15 protein-coding genes are annotated in these 20,650 nt (G+C 59.6%); 13 read left to right on the top strand and 2 right to left on the bottom strand.

The genetic code is table 11. From position 1 onward, the window contains the following. Positions 1-62 precede the first annotated feature (62 nt). From R0J87_RS01625 to R0J87_RS01615, 3 genes are all read left to right on the top strand, one after another. Complete coding sequence (locus tag R0J87_RS01625; protein WP_498883907.1) at positions 63-1,583, top strand: leucyl aminopeptidase; 1,521 nt, start codon at positions 63-65, stop codon at positions 1,581-1,583. 153 nt (positions 1,584-1,736) lie between these two features. Continuing rightward, on the top strand, positions 1,737-2,858 hold the full coding sequence (locus R0J87_RS01620; RefSeq protein WP_490176177.1) for a branched-chain amino acid aminotransferase: 1,122 nt from the start codon (positions 1,737-1,739) through the stop codon (positions 2,856-2,858). Between the two features lie 82 nt (positions 2,859-2,940). Beyond that, a complete protein-coding gene (locus R0J87_RS01615; protein WP_083023167.1) occupies positions 2,941-3,372 on the top strand; it encodes a DNA polymerase III subunit chi in 432 nt (143 codons plus the stop codon). Positions 3,373-3,464: 92 nt separating this feature from the next. On the opposite strand, the gene R0J87_RS01610 is transcribed toward R0J87_RS01615, so the two are convergent. Then, entirely contained in the window at positions 3,465-3,932 is a 468-nt protein-coding gene (locus tag R0J87_RS01610; protein ID WP_404465071.1) for a Spy/CpxP family protein refolding chaperone, read from the bottom strand. 163 nt (positions 3,933-4,095) lie between these two features. On the opposite strand from R0J87_RS01610, the gene R0J87_RS01605 reads away from it, so the two are divergent. The 7 genes from R0J87_RS01605 to R0J87_RS01575 all read left to right on the top strand — a co-directional run bounded on the left by R0J87_RS01605 (position 4,096) and on the right by R0J87_RS01575 (position 15,243). Then, positions 4,096-5,259, top strand: a complete 1,164-nt coding sequence (locus R0J87_RS01605) for an MFS transporter (protein ID WP_498883904.1) — start codon at positions 4,096-4,098, stop codon at positions 5,257-5,259. 71 nt (positions 5,260-5,330) lie between these two features. Further along, positions 5,331-6,110, top strand: coding sequence for a SapC family protein (locus R0J87_RS01600; protein ID WP_498883902.1), 780 nt, complete (start codon positions 5,331-5,333; stop codon positions 6,108-6,110). A 34-nt stretch (positions 6,111-6,144) separates the two neighbouring features. Continuing rightward, positions 6,145-7,572, top strand: a complete 1,428-nt coding sequence (locus R0J87_RS01595; protein WP_498883900.1) for a TolC family protein — start codon at positions 6,145-6,147, stop codon at positions 7,570-7,572. Continuing rightward, a complete protein-coding gene (locus R0J87_RS01590; protein WP_498883898.1) occupies positions 7,559-9,697 on the top strand; it encodes a type I secretion system permease/ATPase in 2,139 nt (712 codons plus the stop codon). Before R0J87_RS01595 ends, R0J87_RS01590 begins: the two co-directional genes overlap by 14 nt. Continuing rightward, on the top strand, positions 9,694-11,010 hold the full coding sequence (locus R0J87_RS01585) for an HlyD family type I secretion periplasmic adaptor subunit (RefSeq protein WP_498883896.1): 1,317 nt from the start codon (positions 9,694-9,696) through the stop codon (positions 11,008-11,010). Before R0J87_RS01590 ends, R0J87_RS01585 begins: the two co-directional genes overlap by 4 nt. A 106-nt stretch (positions 11,011-11,116) precedes the next feature. Further along, positions 11,117-13,963 (top strand): valine--tRNA ligase, encoded by a 2,847-nt coding sequence (locus R0J87_RS01580; protein ID WP_498883894.1) that lies wholly within the window; start codon positions 11,117-11,119, stop codon positions 13,961-13,963. A gap of 203 nt (positions 13,964-14,166) precedes the next feature. Next, positions 14,167-15,243: a TauD/TfdA dioxygenase family protein gene (locus R0J87_RS01575; protein WP_498883892.1), complete on the top strand. Its 1,077-nt coding sequence runs from the start codon at positions 14,167-14,169 to the stop codon at positions 15,241-15,243. A 176-nt stretch (positions 15,244-15,419) separates the two neighbouring features. On the opposite strand, the gene R0J87_RS01570 is transcribed toward R0J87_RS01575, so the two are convergent. After that, a complete protein-coding gene (locus tag R0J87_RS01570) occupies positions 15,420-16,322 on the bottom strand; it encodes a GGDEF domain-containing protein (RefSeq protein WP_498883890.1) in 903 nt (300 codons plus the stop codon). 304 nt (positions 16,323-16,626) lie between these two features. Between R0J87_RS01570 and R0J87_RS01565 the strand changes: the two genes are divergently transcribed. The 3 genes from R0J87_RS01565 to R0J87_RS01555 are packed head-to-tail and all read left to right on the top strand — an operon-like array spanning position 16,627 to position 20,643. Then, positions 16,627-17,676 carry an aminoglycoside phosphotransferase family protein gene (locus R0J87_RS01565; protein WP_498884109.1) on the top strand — a complete coding sequence of 350 codons (1,050 nt, stop codon included), beginning with the start codon at positions 16,627-16,629 and terminating at the stop codon, positions 17,674-17,676. Between the two features lie 24 nt (positions 17,677-17,700). After that, on the top strand, positions 17,701-18,918 hold the full coding sequence (locus R0J87_RS01560) for an ABC transporter substrate-binding protein (protein WP_498883888.1): 1,218 nt from the start codon (positions 17,701-17,703) through the stop codon (positions 18,916-18,918). 36 nt (positions 18,919-18,954) lie between these two features. Then, positions 18,955-20,643, top strand: a complete 1,689-nt coding sequence (locus R0J87_RS01555) for an ABC transporter permease (protein WP_498883886.1) — start codon at positions 18,955-18,957, stop codon at positions 20,641-20,643. Positions 20,644-20,650 lie beyond the last annotated feature (7 nt).

The raw sequence follows: 20,650 nt of genomic DNA, 5'->3' as shown, positions 1-20,650 counted from the left end.
GCAAACACTAAATAACGGGGCATTATCCCGAATCACTCGTTGCTTGTCTTGTTGGAGACGTCATGGAATTTTCCGTTCAGACCGCGAACCCAGCCAAAGCCGAAACGGCTTGCCTCGTTCTCCCTGTCTATAAAGGTAGCGACTTACTGCCCTCTGTCGCCAAATTAGACGACGCCAGCGAGCGGTTAATCGGCCAACTGCTGGAGCGCGGCGACTTCGATGCCGCGCTGGGCAACACGCAACTGGTGCCTTTCGCACCGGGCCTGGGGGCTGATCGCATCTTATTGGTAGGCTTGGGCGAACGCGGCAAATGCCAGGAAGCGGCCTTTATTAAAGCCCTAGACGCAGCAATGGTTGCACTCACCAAACTGCCCATCGATGAAGCCAGCGCCACCTTTACCGATGTGCCGCTTGAAGGCCGCGACGCCGTCTGGAAAGCACGTAAAACGCTGGAAGCCGCAGAGCGTGCGATTTACCGATTTGATCAATTTAAGTCATCGCCTGCCAAAGCGCCCAGCTTGGCCAAGCTCACCCTGATCGTCAGCGATGCCAGCGACGCTCCCCTCGCCAAGCAAGGCGCCGCCCTAGGCACCGCCATCGGCCAGGGCGTTAATTTCACACGCACGCTCGGCAACCTACCGGGCAATGTGTGCACGCCTCGCTACTTAGCCGAGCAGGCAGAAGCATTGGGGCGCGATTCCCAAGGCGTGCTCGACGTTGAGATTCTAGACGAAGAGGCGCTAGAGGCCCTGGGCGCTCATTCACTGCTGTCAGTAGGCCGTGGCAGCGTCGAGCCAACACGGCTCATCGTGATGAAGTATCAGGGCGCAGAGAACCCAGAAGAAGCGCCCCACGTACTGGTAGGTAAAGGCATCACCTTCGATACCGGCGGCATTTCGCTGAAGCCCGGCGAAGGCATGGATGAGATGAAGTTTGATATGGGCGGCGCGGCCAGCGTCTTCGGCACCGTCAAAGCCGTGCTGGCCATCAAACCCAAGCTCAACGCCGTGTTTATCGTTGCCGCTGCCGAGAACATGCCTGATGGCGCCGCCACCAAGCCGGGCGACATTATCAAAACGCTCAAAGGCCTGACGGTGGAAGTGCTCAACACCGATGCCGAAGGCCGCTTGGTGCTGTGCGACGCGCTCACCTACGCAGAGCGCTTTACCCCGGCCAGCGTGGTCGATATTGCCACCTTAACGGGTGCGGCCATTATTGCCCTTGGCCACCACGCCACCGGCCTGCTCTCCAACGACGATGACCTAGCGCTTGATCTGCTGGATGCTGGTGAAACTGCCTGGGACCGCGCGTGGCACCTGCCGCTATGGGATGAGTATCAGGAGCAGCTGGACTCCAACTTTGCCGATTTGGCCAACATTGGCGGTCGCCCGGCGGGCACCATTACCGCCGCGTGCTTCCTGTCGCGCTTTGCCGACCACTTCCCCTGGGCGCACCTGGATATTGCCGGCACCGCTTGGCATTCGGGCAAACAAAAAGGCGCCACCGGCCGCCCGGTGGGTCTACTGACCCAATACCTGATCGACCGTGAAGCCGACGCCCAAGTCGAAAATGGCGACGCCTAACCACACAAACAGGCCACCAATGGTTGCCTTTCGTTAACGCAACCGTTAAACCTGAAAGTATGAGCGTGTGCCGCTGCCAAGCAGGCACATGCTACCCAAACGATACGCTTATATATGCCCTTCGGGGCTTGGCTCTAGCGGAGAGAACACGCCGTGCCCACAGCTTCAGATGCTCAACTTGAATCGCGTTTTGAAATTTTGCCGTCCAACCAGCCGGCGGCCGATGACATTCGTGACAACATCCTGCAAAACCCAGGATTTGGTAAATACTTCACCGACCACATGGCCCACGTGCGCTGGACCGTCGATGCCGATTGGCACGGCCACCAAGTACGCCCCTACGGCCCGCTCACCCTGGACCCCGCCGCTTCCGTGCTGCACTACGGCCAGGAAATTTTCGAGGGCATCAAGGCGTACCGCCATGCGGATGGCTCTATCTGGACCTTCCGCCCAGAGAAAAACGCCGAGCGTTTTCGCCGCAGTGCTCGTCGCTTAGCGCTGCCCGAGCTTTCCGATGACGACTTCATCGGCTCGCTGAAAGCGCTGCTGGCCCAAGACCACGCCTGGGTACCTACCCCAGCCAGCGACGCCGACGAGTGCAGCCTCTACCTACGCCCGTTCATGATTGCCTCCGAGGCTTTCCTTGGCGTGCGCCCGGCTCACGAAGTGGACTACTACGTGATTGCATCCCCGGCGGCGGCCTACTTCAAAGGCGGTATCGAGCCGGTCTCTATCTGGCTCTCCTCACACTACAAGCGCGCGGCCCCTGGCGGTACCGGCTTTGCCAAGTGCGGCGGCAACTACGCCGCCTCGCTGGCCGCCCAAAAAGAAGCCGCCGCCAACGGTTGCAGCCAGGTCGCCTTCCTGGACGCTGCTGAAAACAAGTGGATCGAAGAGCTGGGCGGCATGAACCTGTTCTTCGTTTATAAAGATGGCCGCATCGTCACACCGCGCCTGACCGACACCATCTTGGAAGGCGTGACCCGCAACTCTGTCCTCACCCTGGCCAAAGACGCGGGCCTCACCCCCGAAGAGCGCGCAATCAGCATCGACGAGTGGCGCGAAGGTGCTGCCTCCGGCGAGATTACCGAGGTCTTCGCCTGCGGTACGGCTGCCGTGATTACGCCGGTTGGCGAACTGGTCACGGAAAACGAGCGTATTCGTCTTCAGGGTGATGGCAATAACGAAGTGGCAAAGCGCATTCGCAAAACCCTGCTCGACCTTCAGTATGGCCGCAGCGAAGACAAATATGGCTGGCTGACCCGCTTGGTATAACCCTCTAGCGTTACTCAACACCTGGCCGCCACTCACCGTGGCGGCCAGGCTGCCAAGCGCGTTGACCCCGCTGGAGCCACCGATGGCACGCATCGATTTTTATATTCTGCCCGATACCACCCTTGAAGCGCGTTTACAGTTCGCCTGCAAGCTCGCCGAGACGATCCACCGTAAAGGGTATCGACTGCACCTGCACTGCGAAGACAAAGCGCTGGCCGAACAGGCCGACGAAGCGCTGTGGCAGTTCCGCGATGATGCTTACCTGCCCCATGCACTGGAAGATAGCGAGCTGGCCGACAGTGTGCCCATCACACTAGGCTGGCAGCAGCTACCGGTGCCCACTGAAGAGACGGCGCTGCTGAACCTGCACCCCGATATTCCCGATGGTATTGAGCACTTCGCCCGGATTGCCGAGATCATCAACCAACACCAACACGTGCTGGTCGCTAAGCGCGCCTGCTGGCAACGCTACAAGGCGCTTGGGCATGAAGTCGTGCCGCATAAGTTGGGGTAAATAAGCGAAAAGATCATCCGCTATAAATGCGTAACCCCGCACTTAGCGGGGTTATCAAAAGAGTAGGTGAATCACTGCAGTGTGTCTTCGCCTTAGCCTCCCTGCTGCTCCATCTGTTGCTGCATTTGCTCCTGCATCTGTTGCATTTGCTCCTGCTGCTGAGCCATAGCTTCATCCAGTTGGTCTTGCTGTTCCTGAGTGAATACGCCTTCAATCTGAGACTGTATGATGATGCTATCAGCGGTCATCTCAGCCGTCAGGTCACCAAGCTTCTCTGCGTCCGCGCGAATAGCGGCTTCATCGTAATCAGATTGAACGTGCTCACTGAGCTGCTGCTGCAGCTGCTGGGCTTCCTGCTCATTGGCACCGATGTCATTTTGCATTTGAGTTAAAAGGCTGGTGAGCTCTTGCTTCTGACTCTCATCCAGATCCACCATTTCGTCGAGTTGGTTAACTTGGTCATCAATACTGGGGGCACCGCCACCCATTTGCTGAGCCATCGCGGGCACACTGAACGTTAGCGCGGCCACGGCGGGGACGAAAAGTTTTGTTAACTGCATTAAAGACTCCAATGTCTTACAAATGTGTATTTCCTACCCGACGCAATCCTGACGGGTCACCTGCTCCGACAATGCTGTTTTCGAAAAATTCGTCGTAACGGCAAATTGTTGATTACCATGAACACAACCTAGCTGCGCCCTTAGTACTCATGGAGACGTCAACGTGTTCACGCGCTACCCGCTTGTTACGATCGTCATCGCCCAGCTGTTTGGCACCTCGCTATGGTTTAGCGTTAACGGCGTCGGCTTAGCGCTGCAGGAAGCCGTAGGCCTTAGCGAGAGCGACCTCGGGCTGCTCACCATCGCCGTGCAGGCGGGGTTTATTACCGGCACCCTGCTGATTGCGACCACTGGCTTGGCCGACCGCGTGCGCGCCAGCCACCTGTTTGCGATGTCTGCCGTACTTGGCGCGCTGATTAACGCGGCCTTTATTAGCGTCGCAGATAGCGTCACGCTGGCGGCAGTGGCACGCTTTTTAGTCGGGCTTTGTCTGGCGGGCATTTATCCGCTGGGTATGAAGCTGGTGGTGAGCTGGACACCCACCCACGCAGGCTCGGCGCTTGGCTGGCTGGTGGGTATGCTCACCCTTGGCATTGCCTCGCCGCACCTGCTGCGCGGGCTCACCCTGCATCTCCCCTGGCAGTGGCCACTGCTGTTGGCTTCTGCCCTTGCTCTTCTGGCAGCGCTGATGATTTTCAAGCTAGGCGTTGGGCCACACCTGCCTGCTAAGGCCAACGGCGGGCGACCCTGGGCGGGGCTTGCCGCATTTAAAGAGAAGAACTTCCGCGCCGCCGCGCTGGGTTACTTCGGCCACTGCTGGGAGCTTTACGCCCTCTGGGCGCTGGTGCCTTTTTTGGTCGCCAGAGAGCTGGAACGCTTAGGCGCAGCCACCGGCCTGCAGCCGTGGCTAAGCTTTGCGGTCATCGCCTTGGGGCTTCCCGGCTGCGTATGGGCCGGCTGGTGGAGCCGGCGTATCGGTAGCGCGCGGGTCGCGTTTATCGCGCTGGCGGTATCTGGCACGCTGTGCCTGATCTATCCACTAGTCGGCGGCACTTCCCCCTGGCTACTGCTGGCGCTGCTTGCCCTATGGGGCGTGAGCGTGATTGCCGACTCGGCCCAATTCTCTGCCCTGGCCTCCGCCAGCGCGCCGCCGGAGCGGCTGGGCGCGGCGCTGGCCATGATGAATGCGATTGGCTTTGGCCTCACGATTCCCTCCATCGCGCTGGTGACGGCGCTATGGGCAAGCCAAGGGCATTGGGTGATTTGGTGGTTGCTACCTGGGCCCATTATTGGCCTCATCACGATGCGTAGACTGATCACCCGCTGACGGTGAGGGCTACGTTTGGTAAGGTGCCATCACCATTACCTCTCCACGCCCGATCAAAAAAGGTTGTCGCCATGAACCACGCTGCCCAGTGGGTGCCGCTCAGCCCAGAGCAACACGGCGGTTTAATGTGGCAGCGTTTTACCGCCTACCACTTCGCGCAAACGACTACCCAAATCGCACTGGCAGACGCTGAGCTTCGCCATGCGGCGGCGAATGTTCCAATAGCGCTAACGGAAACCGCCGAAGGTTGGCAGGCCGTTGCGCTGCTTGGGCTGGAAGATGGCCAGAACCTTCTGGTAGACGACCATGGGCACTGGCGGGCAGCCTATGTGCCTGCCGCGCTGCGCGGCCACCCGTTTGGCCTACATTCTGACTATCCTGGCAGGCTGTGTATTGACCAGCACTCGCCCTATGTCGTTGAACGCTTAGATGCCGAGCCTTTTTTCAACCAGCACGGCGAGCTTGCCCGCTTTCCCGCCCAAGTGCTGGCATTTCTGCAGCAGCGTGAACAAGGCTGTCAGCGGCTCTCCAAGCGTATTACCACGCTATCCAAGGCGGCACTGCTAACTCCCTGGCAGCCCCACGGTTATCAAGGCAGCACACCGCTGTATCAAATCGACGAGCGCGCTTGGCAGGCCCTTTCTGCCAAACAAGTAGGGCTTTTCTGGCAATTGGGTGCCGTCCCTTTGGTGTACGCTCTGCTGCAATCGCAACAGCAGCTTGGTCGTTTGCAGCTCTATCAGCAACGCAAGGCGACGACAGAACCGTCGGTGCCATCCTCAGACCCCCTTGCCCAGTGGCAAGAAGCGCTGAGCAGCGAAGCCGAATATGACTGGCCGAGCGCTAACTAAACGCGCTAAGTACCGATGCTCTTCAGGAACGATAATGAATGTGAATGTAACCAGGTCGCTCATACTCGGCCTACTGCTGGTAAGCCCTCCTCTGATTGCTCAACCCGTGCTGGAGGAGCTGCTGACTGCAGTGGCCCCCTTGCCTGCTTCCTCTCTGGATGGCCCGGCTTTTGCGCCCGAGCTTAAAGAGCTCCTCGATCGCTTTCGCTGGCAAGCCAGTGAGGCGACGAGCAGCTCTGTGGCACTGGTTGCGTTACGTGAAAAAATTCAGCAAGCCATCGAGCAGCAGCCCGGCATTCTGGCTCAGCGCTCTCGGGAGCGGGAATCCGTGCTGCGCATTGACGAAGTGCGCGCGGTGCGCCGCCCTCAGGTGAACGCAGGCCTTGAGTACCGCAACGACCTCCAGCGTACCGAGTCGCTACCCGACCGAGGCTCCCGCGTCGATGCCGTAGTCACACTGAGCCAGCTACTGCTGGATTTTGGCGCAAGTAGCGAACGCGTACGCGCCGCCGACCTCAGCGCAGAAGCGGCGTTTTGGCAGTCCCAGTCCAGCGTTGAAGAGGAAGTCCTCTACGCGGTGAACGCTTACCTAGACGTGGCTCGCCTGACCGCCCAGCGCCAGTTGGCCGAGCATAACCTTGAGCAGCACCAGCGTATTTTTGAAGACGTGAGCCTACGCCGTGAAGCAGGCGCAGGCTCACGAGCCGACGTTCTGCGCGCGCAAAGCCGCTTGAGCGATGCCGAATCACGCTTGGTCACACTGGAAGGCGAGCTGGCCCGGGCGATTAACGTGTATCAGGAAGCGTTTTTCACCACGCCGGATGTGCTGGCGCTGCCCCAGGGTGCCGCGCTATTAAGCGATGCCAATGCAGACAGCCTACTAGACAGAGCGCTGGCGCAAAACGCCGCGCTGCGCAGCCAAACGCTCACCAGTGAAGCCAGCGACGCCGAGGCCCAGGCCACCCGTAACGCACGCCTGCCCAGCCTAAGCGTGGCGGTAGAGGGTCGTCAGTTCGATGTGAACGATTTCAACGAATCCGACAACGACGTGGCGCTGCTCTTTAACGTGGACTACACCCCCTACAGCGGCGGTGCTACCTCCTCGCGGGTCGCCCAAGCGGTCGAACGCCAGCAACAGAGCCAGTACGAGCAGCAGGCGCTGCGCCGCGAGCTGGAGCGCGAAGTACGCTCTGCCTACACCGATACCCGCACCCGACGCGCGGAGCTGGAAGCGCAAACCGCCACGCTCGCCGCCGAAGAGGAGGCCCTGCTGGCCTACCGCGACCAGTTTGCCGTTGGCCGCAGCAGCATCAACGATTTGCTCGACGCTCAGCGTGACCTATTTCAAACCGCGCTGGAGCTGATTAACCGCCGGGTGCGCTGGGAACAGGCCGCTTTCCAGCAGCTCGCGGTCACTGGTGAACTGCTGGATGTGATGGAGATTCACCTTGAACGCCGCTAACCCCCAACAGGACGACCTAGAGCAGTGCTTGACCTTCGTGGCCGCCCACCTAGCGCTGCCCGTTTCTGAAGCTGCCGTGCGTGCTCACCGGGTAGGCAACGAATCACCGCTGACCCCGGACGGCTTCATTGATGCCGCCGAACGCCACGGCATGGTCGCCGCACTGGGCGAACATACCCTCGCCACCCTTGGTAACTCGCTGCTGCCTGCGGTGGCGCTGCTGAAAAATGGCCGCGCGGTGGTCCTTATCGAGCGTATCGATGAGGAGCGCTTCGCGCTGTTTGATCCGGCCTTGGGCAAGCAGCCGGTGGAAACCAACTTAAGCGCCCTGGAAGAGGCGTATATCGGCCACCTCATTGCCGTACGCACCCGCTACCGCCCGGTCAGCCTGAATAGCGAACCAGAGATTCAAGGCGGCCACTGGTTCTGGAGCGCGCTCTCCTCGAATCGCTGGGTGTATACCCAAGTGATCATTGCCGCCGCGCTCACCAACTTTTTAGGTCTGGCCACGTCGCTGTTCATCATGGTGGTGTACGACCGCGTACTGCCTAACGAAGCGGTGGAGTCGTTGGTGGCACTCACCATCGGTGTGAGTATCGCCCTGCTGTTCGATTTTGCGGTAAAAACCCTGCGCCAGCTGTTTATCGAGCGGGCTGGCCAGGAAGCAGATTTGCGCATGGGACGACGTATTTTCGATCACGTGCTCAACCTGCAAATGAGCGCGAAGCGTGGTTCTACCGGCGGCTTTGCCAATACCCTCAGAGAGTTTGAGACACTGCGCGACTTCTTCGCCTCGGCGTCGCTGGTTGCCATTGTCGACCTGCCGTTTATCCTGCTGTTTATTGGCGTGATTTACTTAATCGGCGGGCCGCTGGCTATCATCCCCATGATCGCCGTTCCCCTTGTATTGCTGATTGGCATCGCCGTTCAGCCGTTTCTCAAACGCCTCTCTGGTCAAGCCTTTGAAGAGAGCCGTTCCAAGCAGGGCGTGTTAATCGAGGCCGTTGCTGGCTTGGAAACCATCAAAGCCAGCGGCGCAGCACCGATGATTCGTAAACGCTGGGAAGAGAGCGTTCACCAGCAGTCGAATGTAGGGCGTAAAGGGCGCGCGATTCAGCAGTTCGCCCTCAACGCCACCGCCTTTGCCCAGCAGGCCGCCCAGGTCAGCATCGTGGTGTACGGGGTCTTTCTGGTAGGCGATGGCACGATCTCCATGGGTGCCATGATTGCCTGCGTCATTCTCACCGGGCGCGCGCTGGCGCCGCTGGCACAGCTGGCGCAAACCATGACGCGCATCAACCAAGCGCGTACCTCCTACCGCGCGCTCGACCAGTTGATGAACATGCCCTCCGAGCGCCCGGCAGGCCGCCACTACCTCAGCCGCCCCACGCTGGAAGGCAAGCTGCGCCTGCAGGACGTGAGCTTTCGCTACCCCGAGCAAACCACCGCAGCGCTGGCGAATATCAACCTGACCATCGAGCCCGGCGAGAAAGTCGCCCTGCTTGGCCGCGTTGGCTCCGGCAAGAGTACGCTGGCGCGCCTGCTGCTGGGCATTTACCCACCGGAACAGGGTGCTGTCCTGGTCGATGATACCGACCTTCGCCAAATCGACCCTGCGGATTTACGCCACAACATTGGCAGCGTTCTGCAAGAAGCCTGGCTCTTCTCCGGCACCGTGCGGCAAAACATTGCCATTGGTGCCCACCACCCCACCGATGAGCAGATTCTCAACGCCGCCAAGCTGGCCGGTGCCCATGACTTCATTGCCCGCCACCCCAAAGGCTACGACATGCCGATTGGCGAGCGAGGTGAGGGGCTCTCCGGCGGGCAACGGCAGTTAATCTGCCTGGCCCGTGCCCTGCTGGGCGCACCGCCCATTCTTCTGATGGATGAGCCCACCAGCGCCATGGATATCCAAACCGAAAAAGAGGTGATTGCGCGCCTGAAAGCCGCAAGCCCAACGCAAACGCTGGTGGTGGTCACTCACCGCACCAGCCTGTTGGAGCTGGTGGACCGCGTGGTGATTCTCGACCAGGGCCAAATTGTGGCCGATGGCCCCAAAGCTCAGGTCATGCGCCCTGTGGAAGCCGCCCCCCACCGCTCGCGTGAAGGAACCACCCCGTGAACCGTCCCAACTCTCAACTGGATTTTGAGCACTTCGTTCGCCACGGACGTGCCAAGCGCCCTATCGGCAGTAGCCTGTTACTGCTCACGATCATCGCGTTTCTGCTGATTGGCTTTATTTGGGCCTATCTCACGGAAGTGGATGAAGTCACCCGTGGCCAGGGCAAAGTGGTGCCCTCGCGCAGCCTGCAAGTGGTCGAAAGCTTAGAAGGCGGCGTGGTCACGGAGATCAACGTGCGCCGGGGCGATACGGTGGCCCAAGGCGATACGCTGATGGTGCTCAGCGGCGGCACGCTTGAGGGCGACTACGAAGAGAGCCTCCAGCGCTTGCGTTCGCTACAGCTGCGCCTGCAACGCCTTGAAGCAGAAATTAACCAAACCCCACTAGCGCTGGATGAAGCCCTACGCCAAAGCGCCCCCAGCGTGGCCGCCAGCGAAACCCGGCTCTTTCATGGCCGGCAGTTAGAACTGAATGCGGAGCTACAGGTGCTAGAGCAGCAGGGCTACCAGCGACGCCAAGAGACAGCGGAGCTGGAAGCCGCTCTTAGCACGGCCCGCTCAGGCGTTCAGCTGGCCGAACAGGAGTTGGCGATCATCCAACCGCTGGCCCAGCGCGGCATCGAACCGGAAACCTCGCTGCTGCGGGTGCGTCAATCGCTCAATGAGCTGCGTGGCGAAGTGGCCCGTCAGCAGAGCGCCGTGGCGCGCGCCGAGGCGTCGATTGCGGAAATCGAAGATCGCAAGGTGGCGGCACGCAACGCCTTCGAGGCCGATGCGTTAGCCCAGCTGGCCGAAGCGACCTCCCAAGTCGCTGAGCTGCAAAAAACCCTGCCAGGGCGTGCGGACCAAGTCGCCCGCACCACGATTCGCTCGCCAGTAGATGGCGTGGTCAATCAGGTACACATCAGTACGGTGGGCGGCGTGGCTGGCTCTGGCGAGCCGCTGGTGGAAGTGGTGCCTGCCGATGATGCCCTGGTAGTAGAAGCGCATATTCGCCCGTCCGATATCGCCTTTCTCTACCCCGGCCAGCCGGTCAAAGTAAAACTGACCGCCTACGATTTTGCCCGCTACGGCGGCTTAGACGGCGAACTGGTGACCATCGCCGCCGACGCGGTAGAAATGCCGGAAAGCGGCGAGCTGATGTATCCCGTGGAAGTGCGTACCGACAGCTATCTTTACGACGCCGATAACCAGCCTTTGGATATCATGCCGGGGATGGTGGCAGAGATCGACATTCTCAGCGGCAAACGCAGCGTGCTGGACTACCTGATGGAGCCCGTGGTGAAAGTCCGCGACCGCGCACTGCGCGACTAAACGCTACACCGAGCGACCCTGAAAGCAAGATGCAACGCCCCTGACGAGCGCGGGGCGTTCGCGCTATACTTGCTCCCATTTTTTGCAAGCCGTGAGCCGACTCCCCATGGAAAAGACCTACCAACCCGAACAGATCGAAACCCGCTGGTACGAACGCTGGGAAGCAGATAACCGCTTCGCCCCGTCTGGCCGCGGCAAGCCCTTCTCGATCATGATTCCACCGCCCAACGTGACCGGCAGCCTGCACATGGGCCATGCGTTCCAGGACACCATCATGGACACCCTGACGCGCTGGAAGCGGATGCAGGGCAACAACACCCTGTGGCAGGTAGGCACCGACCACGCCGGTATCGCTACGCAAATGCTGGTGGAGCGTAAAATTGCCGCCGAAGAGGGCAAAACCCGCCACGACCTCGGCCGCGAGGCGTTCATCGATAAAGTGTGGGAGTGGAAGGAGGAGTCCGGTGGCCACATTACCCGCCAGCTGCGCCGCATGGGCGCCAGCGTCGACTGGAGCCGCGAACGCTTCACCATGGACGACGGCTTCTATAAAGCGGTTCAGGAAGTCTTCGTGCGCCTGCACGAAGAGAAGCTGATCTATCGCGGCAAGCGCTTGGTAAACTGGGACCCTACCCTGCACACCGCCATTTCCGACCTGGAAGTGGAAAACAAAGAGCAGCAGGGCAGCTTCTGGCACTTCCGCTACCCGCTGGCCGACGGCGTCAAAACCGACGACGGCAACGATTACGTGGTGGTCGCCACCACCCGCCCGGAAACCCTGCTGGGCGATACCGGCGTGGCGGTTAACCCGGAAGACCCGCGCTACGCCTCCTTGGTGGGCAAATTCATCGAACTGCCGCTGGTGGGTCGCCGTATTCCTATCGTGGCGGACGAGCATGCCGATATGGAGAAAGGCTCCGGCTGCGTGAAGATCACCCCGGCCCACGACTTTAACGACTACGAAGTCGGCAAGCGCCAGAACCATCTGCTGATCAACGTCTTCACCAAAGATGCGACGATTCTTGAGCAGGCGGAAATTTTCGACCTGAAAGGTCAGCCGCAGCCCGATGAAGACGCCACCTTGCCGGCCAAATACGCGGGCTTGGATCGTTTCGAAGCACGCCAGCAGATCGTCGCCGATATGGATGCCCTCGGCCTGCTGGTACAGGTAGAGAGCGTCAACAACACCCTGCCCTACGGCGACCGCTCCGGCGATGTCATTGAGCCGCTGCTCACCGACCAATGGTTCGTGGCCGTGGAGAGCCTCGCCAAGCCCGCCATCGAAGCGGTGGAGAACGGCGACATTCAGTTCGTGCCGAAAAACTACGAGAACATGTACTTCGCCTGGATGCGCGACCTGCAGGACTGGTGCATTTCTCGCCAGCTGTGGTGGGGCCACCGCATTCCGGCTTGGTACGACGCCGACGGCAATGTTTACGTGGCCAGAAGCGAGGAGGAAGCCCGCGAGAAGCACGGCCTAGGCGCTGACGTTGCGCTGACCCAGGACGAAGACGTGCTGGACACCTGGTTCAGCTCGGGCCTGTGGACATTTGGCACCCTAGGCTGGCCGGAAAAAACCCCGGAGCTGGAAACCTTCCACCCCTCCAGCGTACTGGTAACGGGTTTTGACATCATCTTCTTCTGGGTCGCTCGGATGATCATGATGACACTGAAGTTTACCGGCGAAGTGCCTTTCAAGACCGTTTACGTACACGGCCTGGTGCGCGACGGCCAGGGTCAGAAGATGTCCAAATCCAAGGGCAACGTGCTGGACCCCATCGACCTGATCGATGGCATCACGCTGGATGACCTGCTGGAAAAACGCACCGGCAACATGATGCAGCCCAAGCAGGCCAAGGCGATTGCCAAAGCCACCAAAGAGGAATTTAAAGACGGCATCGAGCCACACGGCACCGATGCGCTGCGCTTTACGTTCCTTTCCCAGGCCACCACCGGGCGCGATATCAAGTTTGATATGAACCGCCTGGACGGCTACCGCAACTTCTGCAATAAGCTGTGGAACGCCTCGCGCTATGTGCTGATGAATGCCGAAGGCGAAGATTGCGGCACCAGTGGCGAAGACGTTGAGCTTTCGCTAGCCGATCGCTGGATCATCTCCCAGCTACAGAAAACCGAAGCGCAGGTCACCAAAGCCATGGATGACTATCGCTTCGACCACGCCTCCCAAGCGCTGTACGAGTTTGTTTGGAACGAGTACTGCGACTGGTACCTGGAGCTTTCCAAGCCGGTCCTGTGGGACGAAGCGGCCAGCGCCGAAGCCAAACGCGGCACCCGCCGCACCCTGGTGCGGGTACTGGAAACCATTCTGCGCTTGGCCCACCCGATGATGCCCTATATCTCTGAAGAGATTTGGCAGCGCGTGGCACCGCTGGCGGGCACCTATGTGGGCGACGGTGCCTCCATCATGCATCAGGCGTGGCCGGAAGCCGACGAGAGCAAGATCGACGAGCAGGCCACACGCGATATCGAGTGGTTGAAAGGCGTGATCATCGCCGTGCGCAACATCCGCGCCGAGATGAACATCGCCCCCGGTAAGCCGCTGGATGTGCTGCTGACCAAAGGCCAGCCCGAAGACGCCGAGCGCCTGGAGCAGAACCGCCGCTTCCTGGCCAAGCTAGCGAAACTGGAAAGCGTGACGTGGCTAGCCAACCCAGAAGACGCCCCGCTTTCAGCCACGCAGCTAGTCGGCGATATGGAAGTCCTGGTGCCGATGGCGGACCTGATCGATAAAGACGCGGAGCTTGCTCGCCTCGCCAAAGAGATCGAGAAGCAGGACAAGCTCATCGGTGGCATCGAGAAGAAGCTGGGCAACGAAGGCTTTATCGCCAAAGCCCCTGATGCCGTGATCGAGAAAGAGCGCGGCAAACTGGCGGAATTCCAGTCCGCCAAAAAGCTGCTCGAAGAGCAGCAGGCGAAGATCGCGAAGCTTTAAACATCCGCTGATAGCGCGACCCAAGACGGCACCTACAAGGCTCCGTCTTGGGTAATGCGCCCCGTCAGGTTTTTCCCGTCAGGAACAAAACCGCTGGCGGTCTGCCCATAGGTGTTGGGCCATTGGACCCTAATGGCCTGAGGCATGTCACTACCCTCTATCGAGTGACATGCCCCGCATTCACCCATGGAGATCACTCCCATATGGCAACATCATCCAATAATTTCAGCAGCACGCTACCCACCATACCCCCGCTGACCCCTGAGCACGTATCGCTGTTCGAGCGCGAAGGGCTGACGGTCAAGCCCCTGAAACCGCTTGGCATTGAAATATACGGCGCCGATGTTCGCACTAGGCTATCCGAGCCCGTCATTGAAGCCCTGGAAGTGGAAATGGCGCACCGCGGATTTATTGTTTTCAAGCACCAAACAGACCTCTCGGCGGATGAGCTGGTCAATGCCAGCAAATGGTGGGGCGCAAGAGAAATCCATTCGACCCACGGCGTTCATCCGGCAACGCCTGGCATGAACCGAGACATTTTCCGCTGCTCCAACGACAAACGCTACGGCATCCTGGGAGTGGGCCCGCAATGGCACAACGACGGTAGCTTTGAAGCTGCCACCTTCTCCCACTCCGCTTACTACATGGCACGTGCGCCTGAACAAGGCGGCGGCACGCACTTTGCCCACCAGGGTGCCGCCTTTGATGTTCTACCTGAGGAAAAGCAGGCCTTCTGGGAGAGGCTAGTGTCGGTCAACTCAGCTTCAGGTGTGAGCCACCCCGTCGTTCACACACACCCTATTTCGGGACGCAAAAGCGTATGGCTGCACCTAGGGATGACCGGTGCGGTGTTGGAGCGATTGCCAGAAGCGGGGGTCGCCAATGATGAGCTGCAAAAAGCCCCCGCCTCTACCGATCAGCTTCGGCTGCTTAATGAAGGTGAGATGACACAGCTTTTCAACGACTACAACGATCTACTCAATGTGTCGTTCGAGAAGGGCTTCGGGATACGCTATCACTATGACACCAGCGACCTGCTGTACATCGACAACTGGGCGCTAGCGCACCGAGCTGCCCCCGAGGCGCACATGACCGCAGAAGAGCAAGGCCTGCGGATTATGGACCGTGTAACGGTCAAATCCAGACAAAACCTGGCGCCTCATTTTGGATTGCCGCAGTACATCAATCTTGATGGGCCACACCCTTTTAATCGCGACGGCATTTGGAAAGCCGGTGGCGTGGGCTTTCGTTGGAGAGATGATATTCCTATGCAAAACTAATCAGCACTCTTTATATGACGCCATATCGCATACAAACATTGCGCGCAACGAGGCAAAGCAGAAAGCAAAGATGACGGCGCTGTAGAATCCGCTAAGCCATCAAAACGAAAGCGGTACCAAACGGTACTGCCTTTAAGATTAGTGACGACAGGGCTGTGAACTGCCCGATACTTTTTTCAGGCCGATATAATCTGATCTTTGCCAAGCCCTTTGGCCTTATACAAGGCAAGATCAGCCCGCCTGAGGGTATCTTCGTATGAGCGATCTTCCGGCAATATGGTTGCGATACCGAAGCTTGCGGTCGCGACGATATGACCTACTGAAAACCGACTCAGCTCCTTTTTGAAGCAGTGGCTTAGCCGCTTGGCAAACTGAACTGCTTGCCCATGTTCGGTATTAGGGAGAACAACCACAAACTCATCCCCTCCAAAGCGGCAGGCGATATTGGTTTTTCGCAGCTCCAACCGACAAATGTTGGCGACGGCAAGGATCATTTCATCACCGACGTGATGGCCCTGGGAATCATTGACCTTTTTGAGATTGTCCAGATCGAACATCAAGATAGAGGTCGGCAGCGCATGCCGCTTGAAGACTTCATAGTGCAACGTTAGGTCGCGCTCCAGCTTCCTACGGTTAAATAGGCCCGTAAGCTGATCCGTGTCGCTTAATTCCCGCAACCTGACTTCAAGGTCGTGGCGCTCTGATATGTTATTGGCGACCCAGAGCACAACCGCCTCATCGTCTACATTGAAATCCAAGGCCTGAATACGCCCTTCAAACCAGATCGACGCTTCAGACCCTTCATCGGGCAAACTTTTTATATCCTTATTGCTTAGTTCGTACTCTTCGACCAACAGCTTTCGGGACGAAAGTGCCCGGTTAATCTGTTCGAGGAACCAGTCGGCCTTTTCGGATTTAATCAGGTCTGAAATATAGCGGCCGACTAGACCTTCGCTACCCTGGTAATAACGGGTATCTCGGCCACCAAACACTGCCACATATTTGCCACTGCGTGACAGAATAAATGCCGGGTCTGGCAGAGCATCCAGAACGGTGGACATGTGCTCAACGTTGATCATAAAAGAATTCTTCTTTACTAACGTAATGGTTGGGCAAAGTATCCAGATTAGGTACCCGTACGAACAGGTTGGTAACACCCATGTTTTTACTGGCCTACGGAAATGACGTAATAAGCCACACGCCGCCTCTTGGAAAACCCCAATAATAATTAAGTTAACAGAGACATGTTTAGGCCGTCACCAAAATTGTATGAGCTTTTTCCCTCGTTGGCGTCGCCTTCACTTTTTTTGTACAAACCGTGTAAGGTTTGATGCATTGTTGCCACTTACCATCACTGCTTCTGTGCAAGGATAAGAATTGACCATGCTCACACCTGCCGAGCAACGTTTGGCGGCGCTTGAGAACGCACTTAAGCGTGCGGGAATTGCCTATCGCAAGCTCTCCCTAATGGCCGATACCGGGCTGGCCCATGATCACGTGTGGATTCACCGCGACGGGGATGACTGGGTGGCGCGGCTGCCCAAACAGAGCCAGATGAACCTGCCGCCAGCGGAAAACTTGACGTATCAAGCCGCCTGCTATGAACGGGCCAGCCAAGGCGGACATACACCTCGGTTGCATGGCGTACTACCGCCCAGCGAGTCGCTGCCACGCGGCGCGCTGCTGGTCGAGGCGATTCGCGGGCGCTTGGCCGAACTCCCCCAGGACCTGCCAGCCATTGCGGATGCGCTTGCCAGCCTGCACCGCCAGCCGCTGCCTCGCCAGCGCCCGCCGTTGCTGGCTCCTAAAGCGCCGTGGCAGGCCATGGTGGATGAGGTGGCGCAGCAGGCTAAATGGCTGAGCGATGCTCAACTCCCCAGCGGAATCCATCTGCGTATTCAGCAGGAGCTGGATTTACTGCCCCGCACCCTGGATAGCGCAACGCCCACGCTGATTAGCTTTGACACCCACCCCGGCAACTTTTTAATTACCGACGATGGCCGTGCGGTGCTGGTGGATCTTGAGAAGTGCCGCTATGGCCTGCCGGGCATTGATTTAGCCCACACCTCGCTCTACACCTCGACCACTTGGGATCTCAATAGCCAAGCGGTGCTGAGTCTGGAGGAGGTTGTTGGGTTCTATCGTCGCTGGCAGGCCGCCATGGCCACCGCGCCCGATATGGCGCTGCCCAGCGTCGATACGCTGATTGCTTGCCGACGCGCCACCTGGCTGTGGTCGCTCACCTGGTGTGCCAAGTGGCGCGCTCAGCACCTCCACCATCAGGATAGTGAGCGCCGGGGAGAGGATTGGTCCGCAGAGCTTACCGACGCGCTAGTGATCGACCACGTGCGCGACCGTGTCGAGCACTACCTCTCGCTGCCTATTATTGAACACGTTCATAGTGAACTTCAGTGCCTGCAAACTGCTCTATAACCAACTGATTTTATGAGGTGTGCGATGAAACCACGCTCTGCTCTGGCCACCGCCGTGGCGCTTGCTCTAACCACCCTAACCGCGCCGGCGGTCGCAGCCCCCGACCCGCAAGAGTGGGAGAGTGTACTGGAGGCTGCCGACGGCCAAACCGTGTACTGGAATGCCTGGGGCGGTGATGCGCGCACCAATCGCTATATTGCCTGGGTCGCAGAGCAGATGCAGGAGAGCTATGGCGTTCGCGTGGAGCACGTAAAACTCGACGATACCAGCAGCGCCGTGGCGCGGGTGTTGGGTGAGCAACAGGCGGGTAACGACAGCGAGGGCAGCATTGATCTTATTTGGATCAATGGCGAAAACTTTGCCGCCATGCGCGAGCAAGATCTGCTGTTTGGGCCTTTTGCAGAATCTCTGCCCAATTTCGCCCTCACCTATCCTGACGAGAACCCCGAAGTCGTCACCGATTTCACTCTGCCCACCGAGGGTTACGAGTCCCCCTGGGGCAAGGCGCAAATCACCTTCTACTACGACAGTGCGCAAACCGACACGCCGCCTCAAAGCATTGAGGCACTACTCGCCTGGGCCAAAGAGCACCCTGGCCAGTTTAGCTATCCGCGTATCCCGGATTTCACCGGCAGCACGTTCCTAAAGCAGGCGCTGATTGAGCTGACCGTACAGGATGACGCTCTTTACGCGCCGGTCGAGGACGCCGCCTTCGAGGAGATCACCGCACCACTGTGGGCTTACTTGGACGAGTTTCACCCGCATTTATGGCGCAGCGGGCGCACCTTTCCCGAATCTGGCCCTAACCTTCGCACGCTGATGAGCGACGGCGAACTCAGCCTCGCTTTCTCGTTCTACCCCACCGATGCCGCCGTGGCAGTGATGGAGTATGAGCTGCCGGAAAGCGTACGCAGCTATGTGTTGGAAGACGGCACCTTGGGCAACGTGCACTTCGTGGCGATTCCTTACAACTCGCCCCATAAAGCGGGCGCGATGGCGCTGGCCAACTTCCTGCTCTCCCCGGAAGCCCAGGCCCAGAAGCAGTCGCTCAGCATGTGGGGCGACCGCAGCGTGTTAGCAATCCAGCAGCTTGAGCCGAGTGACCAGGCGCTCTTTGAGCAGGGCGAGAGCCACCCAGCAGCGCTGCCCGCCGATGCGCTCTCCAACACCCTTGCTGAACCCCACCCCAGTTGGATGAACGCCCTACAAGATGCTTGGCTTGAGCGTTACGGTGTCAACTAAACGCACGACTCACACCCGCATGCGACTCACTGAACCATGCTGCGACTAGCGCCTCTTCTGATCATTGCCCTGCTGGTGATTCCCGTTACCGCGGGGCTCGGCATGGTGGTGCTGCCCGCCTTTGGCTACTTGCCGGTGCTGGGCAGCGAGCAGGCCAATCTCTCCGCCTGGCAAATGCTGTTCGCCCAGCCGGGGCTTGGCCGCTCGGTGGCGGTCAGCTTTGCCAGCGGCCTGGCCAGTACGGCGCTGGCGCTGTTGATCGTCGTGCTGTTTTTAGCCGCCAGCCAAGGCACCTGGCTGGACCGCAGCCTGCGCCGATTGGTGTCGCCCCTGCTGGCGATTCCCCACGCGGCGGTGGCGTTCGGCTTTGCGTTTTTGATCGCGCCTTCCGGGCTGATGGCGCGATTCATCTCCCCCTGGCTCTCCGGCTGGGAATCGCCTCCCGATGCGCTGATCGTCAACGACCCCTGGGGGCTTGCGCTCACCTTTGGCCTGGTACTCAAAGAAGCGCCCTTTCTGCTATTGATGAGCCTAGCGGCGCTGCCCCAGTTACAGGCGGAACAGCGCCTGCGGCTGGCGCGGTCGCTGGGCTATTCGCCCACGCTTGCCTGGCTCAAAGTGGTGCTTCCTTCGCTCTATCCGCTGATTCGCCTGCCGGTGTATGCGGTCATCGCCTACGCGACCTCCGTGGTGGATATGGCGCTGATACTGGGGCCACGCTTGCCGCCTACCTTGAGCGTCTCGATTCTTGGCTGGTTTAACGACCCGGACATTACCCGCCGCTTTATGGCATCAGCCGCCGCGGTGCTGCAACTGGGCGTGACGCTCGCCGCGCTGCTGAGTTGGTGGCTGTTAGAGCAGCTATCCCGCAGGCTTAGCCAGCGCTGGCTGACCAACGGCGACCGACAGCGGGGGGAGGCCCTATTCACCGTGACAGGCCGCGCGGGGTTAACCCTGGCAAGCCTAGCCGCGCTGGCGGCGCTGGTCGGATTAGGGCTTTTCTCGGTGGCCGGGTTTTGGCGTTTTCCTGAGCTGCTACCGCAGTCGTTTACCTTCGACCACTGGCAGCGCAGCGCCGACATGCTGGCCGGGCCGCTGGTGAATACCGCGCTGATTGCGATGCTCTCGACCGGCTTGGCGGCCGTGCTGGTCGTCGCCACCCTTGAAAACGAGCAGCGCCAGCAGCTTCACCCTACCCGCTCGCTCTGGCTGCTCTATTTGCCGCTGCTGGTGCCGCAAATCGCATTTTTATATGGCTTAGTGGTGGCCGCCGAGCGTCTGGGCATTCGCCCCCAGCTGGCGCTGGTGGTGGCGGGCCACCTGCTGTTCGTCCTGCCTTATGTGTATCTCTCGCTAGCCGAGGCCTACCGCCGCTTAGATCCGCGCTGGCTCTACATTGCACAGTCGTTAGGCGTCTCGCGCCGCCGGGCGTTTTGGCGGGTGCGGCTGACGCTCCTGCTCGCCCCGCTACTTACCGCCGTGGCGGTGGGCTTGGCGGTCAGTATTGGCCAATATTTACCCACCCAACTATTAGGCGCAGGCAGAGTCCCAACGGTGACCACCGAAGCCGTGGCGCTGGCCTCAGGAGGAAACCGCCGCTTAATCGGCGTGTGGGCGCTGGTGCAAGCGGGCCTGCCGCTTGTAGGCTTTATGGCCGCCGTCGCCCTGCCACGGTGGCTAGGCGCTCCACGCCGCGCCCATCTCAACGTTCAACGCCAAGGTTAAGACGCCC

The organism is Halomonas sp. SIMBA_159, assembly GCF_046536035.1.
Classification (GTDB): Bacteria; Pseudomonadota; Gammaproteobacteria; order Pseudomonadales; family Halomonadaceae; genus Vreelandella; species Vreelandella venusta_A.
The sequence above is the reverse complement of the archived record's forward strand: the minus strand, read 5'-3'. Positions and strand labels throughout refer to the sequence as shown.

Coding starts and splice junctions, on each gene's coding strand:
- R0J87_RS01570 (WP_498883890.1), bottom strand. CDS start 16,322: ATGATCAACGTTGAGCACATGTCCACCGTTCTGGATGCTCTGCCAGAC.
- R0J87_RS01555 (WP_498883886.1), top strand. CDS start 18,955: ATGCTGCGACTAGCGCCTCTTCTGATCATTGCCCTGCTGGTGATTCCC.
- R0J87_RS01565 (WP_498884109.1), top strand. CDS start 16,627: ATGCTCACACCTGCCGAGCAACGTTTGGCGGCGCTTGAGAACGCACTT.
- R0J87_RS01615 (WP_083023167.1), top strand. CDS start 2,941: ATGGCACGCATCGATTTTTATATTCTGCCCGATACCACCCTTGAAGCG.
- R0J87_RS01575 (WP_498883892.1), top strand. CDS start 14,167: ATGGCAACATCATCCAATAATTTCAGCAGCACGCTACCCACCATACCC.
- R0J87_RS01595 (WP_498883900.1), top strand. CDS start 6,145: ATGAATGTGAATGTAACCAGGTCGCTCATACTCGGCCTACTGCTGGTA.
- R0J87_RS01625 (WP_498883907.1), top strand. CDS start 63: ATGGAATTTTCCGTTCAGACCGCGAACCCAGCCAAAGCCGAAACGGCT.
- R0J87_RS01560 (WP_498883888.1), top strand. CDS start 17,701: ATGAAACCACGCTCTGCTCTGGCCACCGCCGTGGCGCTTGCTCTAACC.
- R0J87_RS01610 (WP_404465071.1), bottom strand. CDS start 3,932: ATGCAGTTAACAAAACTTTTCGTCCCCGCCGTGGCCGCGCTAACGTTC.
- R0J87_RS01580 (WP_498883894.1), top strand. CDS start 11,117: ATGGAAAAGACCTACCAACCCGAACAGATCGAAACCCGCTGGTACGAA.
- R0J87_RS01600 (WP_498883902.1), top strand. CDS start 5,331: ATGAACCACGCTGCCCAGTGGGTGCCGCTCAGCCCAGAGCAACACGGC.